This is a genomic window from Candidatus Protochlamydia phocaeensis, from assembly GCF_001545115.1.
GTDB classification, from domain to species: Bacteria; Chlamydiota; Chlamydiia; order Chlamydiales; family Parachlamydiaceae; genus Protochlamydia_A; species Protochlamydia_A phocaeensis.
Window position 1 is genome coordinate 393312 of sequence record NZ_FCNU01000032.1, and the last position, 10192, is coordinate 403503.

The 10192-nt window shown below is 44.5% G+C and carries 7 protein-coding genes; 2 read left to right on the top strand and 5 right to left on the bottom strand.

Features of this window, described 5'->3' with window-relative positions; translation table 11 throughout:
* The first annotated feature begins 22 nt into the window (after positions 1-22).
* Positions 23-2410, top strand: coding sequence for a phosphoketolase family protein (locus BN3769_RS14255; protein ID WP_068471495.1), 2388 nt, complete (start codon positions 23-25; stop codon positions 2408-2410).
* 54 nt (positions 2411-2464) lie between these two features.
* Here the strand turns inward: BN3769_RS14255 and BN3769_RS14260 are convergent, their stop codons facing one another.
* The 5 genes from BN3769_RS14260 to BN3769_RS14280 form a co-directional block, all read right to left on the bottom strand.
* A complete protein-coding gene (locus BN3769_RS14260) occupies positions 2465-3967 on the bottom strand; it encodes a hypothetical protein (RefSeq protein WP_068471496.1) in 1503 nt (500 codons plus the stop codon).
* Positions 3968-4338: 371 nt separating this feature from the next.
* Entirely contained in the window at positions 4339-5382 is a 1044-nt protein-coding gene (locus BN3769_RS14265; RefSeq protein WP_068471520.1) for an agmatine deiminase family protein, read from the bottom strand.
* Between the two features lie 4 nt (positions 5383-5386).
* Positions 5387-6259: a carbon-nitrogen hydrolase gene (locus BN3769_RS14270; RefSeq protein ID WP_068471497.1), complete on the bottom strand. Its 873-nt coding sequence runs from the start codon at positions 6257-6259 to the stop codon at positions 5387-5389.
* Positions 6260-6367: 108 nt separating this feature from the next.
* Positions 6368-9334: a hypothetical protein gene (locus tag BN3769_RS14275; RefSeq protein ID WP_068471498.1), complete on the bottom strand. Its 2967-nt coding sequence runs from the start codon at positions 9332-9334 to the stop codon at positions 6368-6370.
* Positions 9335-9569: 235 nt separating this feature from the next.
* Complete coding sequence (locus tag BN3769_RS14280) at positions 9570-9752, bottom strand: hypothetical protein (RefSeq protein ID WP_068471499.1); 183 nt, start codon at positions 9750-9752, stop codon at positions 9570-9572.
* A 324-nt stretch (positions 9753-10076) separates the two neighbouring features.
* On the opposite strand from BN3769_RS14280, the gene BN3769_RS15105 reads away from it, so the two are divergent.
* Positions 10077-10192 (top strand): IS1/IS1595 family N-terminal zinc-binding domain-containing protein (locus tag BN3769_RS15105; RefSeq protein WP_420885327.1); only part of this gene is annotated, 116 nt, incomplete at its 3' end.

Sequence of the window (10192 nt, forward strand, 5' to 3'; positions counted from 1 at the left end):
TATTAACCAGGGTATTTAGGCTATGGTCACAAAAACAGTCGAGCCCCACAAGGAAACAAAAACCTTGAACAGGGAATTGCTCCACAAGATGGATGCCTATTGGCGCGCCGCCAATTATCTCTCTGTCGGACAAATTTATTTAATGGACAATCCCCTACTCAGAGAGCCATTACGGCTTGAGCACATCAAGCCTCGTTTATTAGGTCACTGGGGAACGACTCCTGGCCTGAACTTTATTTACGTGCATCTCAATCGCCTGATTAAGACTTACCATTTAGATATGATTTATATTATTGGTCCGGGTCATGGAGGGCCGGGAATTGTGGCCAATACTTATTTAGAAGGCACTTATAGCGAATACTACCCCAATATTTCTCAAGATGTGGAGGGCATGCGCAAGCTGTTCAAGCAATTTTCTTTTCCCGGCGGAATCCCCAGCCACGTAGCGCCGGAAATTCCAGGCTCGATTCACGAAGGCGGAGAGCTTGGCTATTCCCTCTCGCATGCTTTTGGCGCTGCTTTTGACAACCCCAACTTAATCGTTTCGTGCATCGTAGGCGATGGGGAAGCAGAGACCGGACCCTTGGCAACCGCTTGGCATTGCAATAAATTTCTCAATCCTGCCATCGATGGAGCGGTCCTGCCCATTCTTCATTTGAACGGATATAAGATTGCCAACCCAACTATTTTAGCCCGCATTAGCCGCGAAGAATTGGAAAGCCTATTTATTGGTTATGGCTATAAGCCTTATTTTGTAGAAGGATCGGATCCAGAAAAAATGCACCTTTTAATGGCCGAGACGCTAGATACCGTCATTCAGGAAATCAAGGCTATTCAAGCCGATGCGCGCGAAAACGGAGTGACCGAAAGGCCCATTTGGCCCATGATCATCCTGCGTACTCCCAAAGGATGGACAGGCCCTAAAGAAGTCGATGGCAAAAAAACGGAGAACTTCTGGCGCTCGCATCAAGTTCCTTTTTCCGATATGCAGCCCGATCACATTCACCTGCTTGAAAAGTGGATGAAAAGCTATCGGCCTGAAGAACTATTCAATGAAGAAGGAAGGCTTATTCCCGAACTGGCCGAACTGGCCCCCAAAGGCAAGCATCGAATGGGGGATAATCCGCACGCGAATGGGGGCCTTTTGCGCCGCGATTTGAGAATGCCTGATTTCCGTTCTTATGCCGTTGAAGTGGCCAAGCCCGGCACTATTTCAGTGGAATCAACGCGCATCATGGGAGAATTTTTACGCGATGTCATGAAATTGAATATGCACAATTTTCTGGTCATGGGACCGGATGAAACCGCTTCCAATAGGCTGAATGCCCTTTTTGAAGTGACCAAACGACGCTGGATGGCCGATTTTCTGCCAGAAGATAAAGACGGCGGAAATCTAGCGCCCGATGGGCGTGTGCTTGAAATCTTAAGTGAGCACACTTGCCTGGGCTGGCTGGAGGGCTATGTCTTAACGGGAAGGCACGGCTTCTTCAATACTTATGAAGCCTTTGCCCATATCATCGACTCCATGTTTAATCAACATGCCAAATGGCTGCACACCACGCGCGAAATTCCTTGGCGCGCGCCCATCGCCTCCATCAACATTTTGCTCAGCTCGCATGTTTGGAGACAAGACCATAATGGCTTTTCCCATCAAGATCCTGGATTTATCGACCATGTTGTCAACAAGAAGGCGGAAGTTGTACGCGTCTATCTACCGCCAGACGCCAATACTCTGCTTTCCGTCACCAATCACTGCCTGCGCAGCCTTAACTATGTCAACGTCATTGTGGCTGGCAAACAACCGGCCCTGCAATACTTGGACATGGAATCTGCCATTAAGCATTGCACGGCAGGAATTGGAATATGGGAATGGGCCAGCAATGACAAGGGAAGCGATCCCGATGTCGTCATGGCGTGTGCCGGGGACATTCCGACTCTAGAGACATTGGCTGCAGTCGATCTGCTGCGCCAGGGCATTCCTGATCTCAAAATACGCGTCATCAATGTGGTCGATCTAATGACTCTGCAGCCGCATGATGAACATCCGCATGGCTTGAGCCAAAAAGATTTTGACGAAATGTTCACCGTCGATAAGCCCATCATCTTTGCTTATCACGGCTATCCATGGCTGATTCACCGGCTTACTTACCGCCGCAACGGCCATCCGAACCTGCACGTGCGCGGCTATAAGGAAGAAGGAACCACAACAACACCTTTTGACATGGTTGTCCGCAATGAAATGGATCGCTTTCACCTTGTAGGAGATGTCATCGACCGCGTTCCAAGGCTGGGACATTTAGCCGCCTATACTAAGCAGGAAATGCGCCATCGCTTGATTGAGCATAAAGAGTATATTGTGAAGTTTGGCGAGGATATGCCGATGGTCAGGGACTGGAAATGGCCTTATTGAGTAAAAAAAAAGCACAATCCCTAAAGGGATTGTGCTTTTTTTGGCAAAGAGAAATTAGAATGCGTAGACCATTTCGATTTCGAAGTCAGAATAGTAGTGTGGTCCGCCGATTTTCTTGTCTATTTCGTTACTAAATTCGTAAATCGTATCGATTGACAAGTTGTCGGTAATGGCATATAAGAACTCAAATCTCCATCCCTTAAAGTTGGCGTTTCCACGGCGTGGAAAATAGCCGTAAAGTGCCGACGTTGGGATGCTGTCATAATAAGAGCTTAATGAGGCGCTGGAAAGGAACTGCTCATCTAAAATATCCGTAAGGTTCTCATTAAAAATGTTGCCACGTCCAATGCTTCCTACGTCAAAATCAGAAACAGCTTGTGCTTGAACATAGATATACTCGATATCCATTGCCCAGTCGCCTTTCTTGTCTACTTCACCAATATAAAGACCGGCATAAGCGCCTAAGTTTGCTTTCTTATGGCGTGTAAACACATTCTTTTTAGCAGCATGGTTGATCAAGAAACCACTATAGAACTCGAGAGGAATTTTCTGGCAGTAGATTTCTGGAGCAATGCGGTAAGTTAATGTAATTTGGGAGTTTTGGAATCTTGTTCCAGCCGGATTGCGGATAAAGCAGCGGTTTCTTCCCCTTTTCTTCCAATCGATAAAGGAATACTTCACATCCAAGCCCGTATCAAAAACATTCAAGAAACCAATTTCCGTTGCATAGCCGAAATGATTGACGCGCTCGTCAATGATAAACGCACCGGCAGTCCAATACCAATCGGCAACTTCGTCAATGGCGCTTGCAAACTTTAACAACACACCATCAAAGCGGCTAGAAAATTGAATTTCGGAATCAAAAATATCATCCATTTTGCGGCGGCCGAATTCAATGTCCAAACGATGCTTGCCGTCTGCCCAGATATTGTAACCCATATAGGCGCGCTTTAAGTTGATGGCAAACGCATCTCCACTTCCTTTTCCGGAACGGCGTCTATCACGTGAAATAACCTCTTCTACTTCTGTACCGTCTTCATTAAAAACAACATATGTATCAGAGCAGTCGTTGAATCCGCGGATACCGGCTGGATTGTCGAATTGAAGCTGAGCCATCATCCAAGCGCGCTCGAATGAATACTTAATTTTTAAGTTGAATTCTACGTCGAAGTCATTATGAGAAATGGGAATTCCCCCTCTATCAACATAGTGTCCACCGCGCAAACCGCGATATTTTTTATGAAAAGAAGTGGATTCTGCAGAATCAGCGCTTCCGCTTGATTCACTGCTGCTGCTGCTTTCGCGATAAAGAACAATTCCTTTCTCTTGGATTGTGCGCCACTCAAAACGGACATCACCGCTGATATCTAGGTTGTTCGCTTTTTCTTTAACATCAATATTTTCTTTAGATTCGACAAATTCGCGAAGGGGTTGATCGTCGCGTTCTCTTAATTGGCGGTCAAAAGCTGTTTCCTGCCCAATCGATTGAGCAAATATGTCTGCGGATGTAAATCCTGCTGCCACCAATAAAGGCATCAGATACTTTACAAGTTTCATGGTGACTCCATTTATTTGTTAGAGAGTAGAAAGTTAAAAGCAAGATTCAATCTTGTTCTAATTTTTAGAAATTTATGAAATGAGTAAATTGGCGTCTAAATTAACGAGGAATTCCACTTTTTTGATCTTAATTCACAATTTCGCTAATGGTTTTAATCTCTTTCAGGCTTAAAGTCAACAATAAGTTCTGGCTTAAACCCTATCTAGACATATGCGTGAATGATAAGATGTTTGCTATGAGTAATTTATAAAATTACAATCTTTATTGTTTAAAGAAAGCTTTACCATCAGATAATTAAGTGGAAAACTTTAAAAGGAAAAGAGTTTGATCAAATAAATGGGATTGTTTCCATTCCCATTTATTTAACTAATTAAAGAGGCTCTTGCTGGCTTAAGCAATGGAAGCTTCCCAATCCCCAAATGATATCGCGGGAATTCAGACCAATGACTTTGCGGTCTTTAAAACATTCCGATAAAATTTGAAGCGCTGCATCATCCTGTGGATCTTCAAAGATGGGGACAATGACAGCTGCATTGCTGATATAAAAGTTCGCATAGCTGCAAGGGAGTGGCTGCCCTTGTTCGAAATAAGGGGCGGGCATGGGAAGCTCGATGACATTGAGAGCCTTTCCATTCAACAAACGCATTTTATTAAGCGCTTTTACATTCTGCTGAAGCGGCCGATAATTGGCTTGATTGCGGTCTTTTTCGACGACGGTGACAACGGTATCTTCGTTGACAAAGCGGGTCAAATCATCGATATGGCCGTCTGTATCATCGCCCTCAATGCCCTCTTCAAGCCATAAAACTTGTTCAACGCCGTAATATTGAATTAAATACTTTTCAATCTCTTCCCGGCTTAAATGCGGATTGCGATTGGGATTGAGCAAGCAAGAAGCGGTAGTCAGCACGGTCCCTTTGCCGTTGAATTCAACCGATCCGCCTTCCATGACAATACCGGGCTTAAAGCAAGGTAAATTCAAACTGTGGGCAATGCGCGTAGGAATTTCATCATCCCAATCATAAGGGGGGTATTTTCCTCCCCAGGCATTGTAACCCCAATCGACGATGGCCTTTCGATCCACATCTCCTGCGCGAAGCAAAAAGGCCGGGCCATGATCGCGGCACCAGGCGTCGTTAGTTGGATGGAAGAAAAATTGCACGCGGCTTAAATCGGCGCCAGCGGCTTTTAAATGCTGCTCAGCCTGCAAACGCATGGCCTCGTCATTGACATTGATGCAGACCCATTCGCCTTCTGTCAACACGCGGACAAACTGCGCATAAATAGGGTAAATGGACTGCAGCTTTCCTGGCCAAGACGCTTCCTTGTGCGGCCAGCTTAACCAAGTTGCGCGGTGGGGCCTCCATTCAGCGGGAAAGGAGTAGCCCAATTCTTTCGGAGTTTTATCTGTCATAGGATCAATCATCAATGAAGCGTTTAGTCAAGGGTTGATAGCTTTCGATTCTTCTGTCTCTTAAAAAGGGCCAATGTGTGCGGTAATAGTCTGATTGGGACAAGTCCACTTCTTGAACGATAATCTCTTCTTGAATATGCGGCGCCTGGCAAACCAAAGATCCGAAGGGATTCGCAATGAAAGAGCCACCCCAAAACTGCATGTCTCCCTCTTTTCCTGTTCGGTTGACGGAAGCCACATGGACGCCATTGGCAATGGCATGCGAGCGCTGAATCATCTGCCAAGCTTGATACTGCTCCTGATTAGTCTTCTCGTCCTGGCTGGACGCCCATCCGATCGCTGTGGGGAAAAAGAGAATATCTGCTCCCATTAAAGCAGTAATGCGCGCCCCTTCCGGATACCATTGATCCCAGCAAATCAGCACGCCGATTTTGGCAAACCGCGTTTCAAATACCTTATATCCCAAATCTCCGGGGGTAAAATAAAATTTCTCATAATAACCCGGATCGTCGGGAATATGCATTTTACGGTATTTGCCCAGATACGTTCCATCAGCGTCAATCACCGCCGTTGTATTGTGGTAAAGCCCTTGCGCACGCTTTTCAAAAAGCGAGGCGATAATGACCACGCCCAATTCGGCAGCTAAAGCCGAAAAACGCTCGGTCGATGGGCCAGGAATAGGCTCTGCCAATTGAAAATTGTCGTGATCTTCAACGTCGCAAAAATAAAGGCTGCGAAATAGCTCTGGCAAGCAAATGACCTGAGCCTGCTTTGCCGCCGCTTCTCTAATTTTGCGCTCTGCATTTTCAAAATTTTTAATGGGATCGGAAGAGCAGGTTAACTGAATAAGACCGATCTTCACCTTTTGTGCACTCATTTTATCTATCTCTTTAAGAATTAGACTTAATTATGTTTAAAGATAACTTATCCATTATACAAAAAGGACTATAATTGGAATAGGATCAATTTGCCTTATAAAATTAAATTAAACTTGTCCATATTCAGGAGGTTTGATGTAAATTCCCCACTTCAAATCCGGACGGGAGCCATTGACCCATTCTTTCCAGCTCGTCATGGGATAACCGAGGGAGCCGGTATAATCCAAACGCCATAATTCCAGCTGTCCTGTCCCGGGATTTACAACAAAGCCAAATTCATCTTTCACCCAATTGGTATCGGCAAAAATGACCGGCGTAGGCATGGCAAAGCCCAATTTTTGAGCTGCCAGGCTAATTTGAAGATGGTAATTATACACGACAGTGGTGTTGAATTCGCTTAAACATAAAAGCGCCTTGCAAATATCCTGGAGTTGATTGGCGCTAATGCAGCGCGTACTTCTAGACAAGGGAATGCGTTCAAATAAGTCTAAGATTGAATCGATCCTCTCTGTATTCAATCCAGGCAGAAGGATAAAAATTTTACGCAAGCGGTCTTTCAGCTCATGGATAGGAAAAAGCGGTAAGCGAGAATAAAGCAAGCTATCGATTTCTTCGGTTGCCAAAATGGGGCGTCTGCCAAAGCGAAGACCGCGGTCTTCTTCCATCGTATTAACTAAATGCTGGCGAAAGAAAATGGGATTAAGGGGGCTTGAAATGGACCCAAAAGCCTCCTTAAAGCGCGGTTGAAAATTTTCCGGTACTTTTTCTAACAGTTCTTGCACCAAGAAATACAGCATATCATCGTTTAGCAAAATCCTTTCCACAAACATTTCTGCCGGTTTGATAAAATGATCGCGAACAAACGTATAGGTAAATTCATCATTAGTCCATGTTTCTCTAAAAGGATTTTGCATGGGTTTAAGCAAAAAGGCATGCGTAGGGGACTGCATCAGCATAGCTGAGCGGTTGCCCTTGAGGAAAGGCTCCATCAAATTCGGTGAAATATGCTTGAGCGTATCGGCTAAAAAAACTAGCAGTTCTGTTTCATTCTCTACCCATTTGGCCGCTTCTTTGGGCTTGTCCTCAATGCGATAATAGCAACTGACTAAGGTATTCATCGTTCCGCCTGACGTATAGACCCAAGGCTTTTTTTCAACTTGATCCAGATGTTGCAAAGGGTCTTTGACAAGCGGGACATGATGCGCAGCGGCCATACGATAAAAGGCCGTTTCTAAAAACTCTTTTGTTTTGACGTGATTAATAATGGCCGTAACAACATCGGCCAAGTCTTTTTCAATGCCACGCCCTTCCAAGGACGATGCAATCTGCGGCTCTGTTGCCACAAAGAAAGAGGCCAAGGCATCGATAAAGTCATTCTGATTTTTAATTCTCGTCCATTGAGAGGTATTGCTTCTTCCGTGTTTATAAAGAAGGCGAAAGCCGGCGGGGCTGTCGTCAAAAGGTCCGGTTGTCACCTCTTGCATATCGGCATCGTAGACTTCTTGGAAATAGTCCTTGAATAACTCTAAATAAAGCTTATAAAGCGTGTCATATAAATTGACCAGTGCGGCCGCTTGCCCTTGCGCCGCGTCGCGCTGCTCTTCCAAAAAATAGAATTCATTCGTCCGGCTTTGATATTCAATTTTAAGCCACTGGACTTCCTTCTCCGTCGAAGCATGCCGCATGCGCGACTCAAGCGTTTTGACTTGAGTATAGACCATTTCATATTCATATTGGATATCCTGCACCTTGCGATTGACCTCATCCAACTTGTTCTGAATATTATGTTGGATGCACTGTCCGATTCCTCCCGGTTCGCTGGTGCCCATTCCCAAACTGGCATATAAATTCCACGTAGTAAATTCCAATTTAGTTTCAGAAAAAGAGGCCAGCGTGAATTCCCATGTTTTGAGTAATGCATTGTCAGCAAGTGCTTTAAAAGCATTTTTGGCCGCTTCAAATTGATAAAGAAAATTGGCGCAACGTTCGCCGATTCCTCCCTGGCTTTTTCCATTGGGCGGCATCTGCATGAGAAGGCTGCTTTGCACCATTCCTCTTGGCCGGTTTTCATATTCCTTGATTTGCTGTTCGGACAATCCCATGACTTGCAGTAGAACCCATTTCAGAATGTCCTCTGCTGTAATGATGCTATAAATAGAGCGATTGGCATGATGAATGATGAGGGGCTCGATCCATTCCTTGATTTGTTTGGTCCGTTCTTTTATCCCCTGCTCTTTCTCGAATAGCCCGGCAGCTTCAAAAGCCACCATTAGACCTGGGGAATACCAGATTTCCGGGGCCATTCCTTTAGTGGAGAGCTGGATTAATAGCGGTTTTTTAAGGTCTCCGCTGCCCCAGCTGGCGCTGATGGGGACCGAATACTCAATTCCTCCAAAGGTACGCTTAAGCCGGCCTGTCGCTAAAAGATCGGACATGTCTTGCAGAAAAAGCTCGGGTTGCTCGTCATGGACCACTTCTGCCGGCGCCGTTGCAAAGCAAGATCCCACATTTTGCCTCAGGTAGCATAACCAAGCAGACAAAACCGCGCGCTTAGCATGCGCATCCGTAAGAACCGTATTGAGCGGCAACTGAAGCGTATGCTTGATTACCTCCTCAGCCAGCCTATTCGATAAAGGCCTGCTGATCTTTTTCAGCAAACGAACGGCTTCTTTATTAGTAGCCAAAAGCTGCAGAACCTTTAAAATATGCTCTTGCCGTTTGGAATCGTACTGCCGATAAGGGCCTAAAGAATGCAAATGGGCCTTCAACTGCTCTATCAAAGCTGGCAAAATGTCGGCATTCAGCTCGCCCTTCTCATCAATCAATAAGGTAGCCAAATGGCGCGAACGCAAAATATTGCGCACCGAGCAGCTCTCTTGAATTTGCGAGCGATCCAAGCGGCGGGACAATTCTTCGTATTCTTCCGCAACCGTCTGGTAAAGCTTATTTGCACTTTTCGAACGAGAAAAGCGCAAGCTCTTAGATGCCAAAGCAAAAACGCGAGGATAAAAAAGGGGATGGTTTAAAGGCGCTTTAACTGCATTAAGAATGTGATCAATATCTTCTGGTCGCACAAGAGGCTACTCTTTAAAGCTAAATAACATTACTTCTTCGCTTGCTAGCTAGAAAAGACTAAACGGAAGAGCTTACTAATAACTAATGGAGACATACCTTTATTTTACACGAAAATGAAATCGGCAGCTAGTCTCCATTTTTAAAATTTAAATTGACATTTTTTTACCTAGAAGGAGGGAACTATAGCAAAGCACCATCTATTTTATTCAATAGAAGCGGCAAAAGAGGCCGAGATTAGAGAAGACCTTCTAAACGTCTAATACAGACATGCTCTTGTGTCTCGTTTTTGGTTCTTTTAAAAGCGAACAAACGGGAATGAAGCGCCTCTGAACGGGTGCGATAATATCCTTTGGTTTGCAAAGAAAGCGGATGTGCACCTGCCTGGCGGTCTACAGCGGTAAATTCGCCAGCATTCAATTCAATCCATATTTTTTTAATCTGTCCGATCAGAGGAAAAAGCGAGGCCTTGACCGGCTTCTCTTCCCTGACAAGAGTGATCGATTCGGCTGCGGCTTTAAGGGAGGCTGTTTAGAGATAAACTTATATTCAGGGTGTTCTCTTGTTAAGATAAATAAAAACTAAAATACTCATATTTAAATGGTTTTTAATTTATAAAGTCATAGATTTTAAATAGAAAATTTATATAATTTTTGGTAGTTCCCAACAAGTAATGCTAAAAAGAGCTTGAAATAAGAACAAATACCAGCTTTCCTAGATAGAAAATTTATCAAGGAAATGAAAATGAATCTAAATTGTCCAAGCTGTAACTCTGAATGTATAAAGAAAAATGGACATATTCATAATGGAAAACAGAATCATAGATGTTTGACTTGTGGTAGGCAATTTGTAGAAAAGAA

Coding starts and splice junctions, on each gene's coding strand:
- BN3769_RS14265 (WP_068471520.1), bottom strand. CDS start 5,382: ATGACAGATAAAACTCCGAAAGAATTGGGCTACTCCTTTCCCGCTGAA.
- BN3769_RS14260 (WP_068471496.1), bottom strand. CDS start 3,967: ATGAAACTTGTAAAGTATCTGATGCCTTTATTGGTGGCAGCAGGATTT.
- BN3769_RS14255 (WP_068471495.1), top strand. CDS start 23: ATGGTCACAAAAACAGTCGAGCCCCACAAGGAAACAAAAACCTTGAAC.
- BN3769_RS14270 (WP_068471497.1), bottom strand. CDS start 6,259: ATGAGTGCACAAAAGGTGAAGATCGGTCTTATTCAGTTAACCTGCTCT.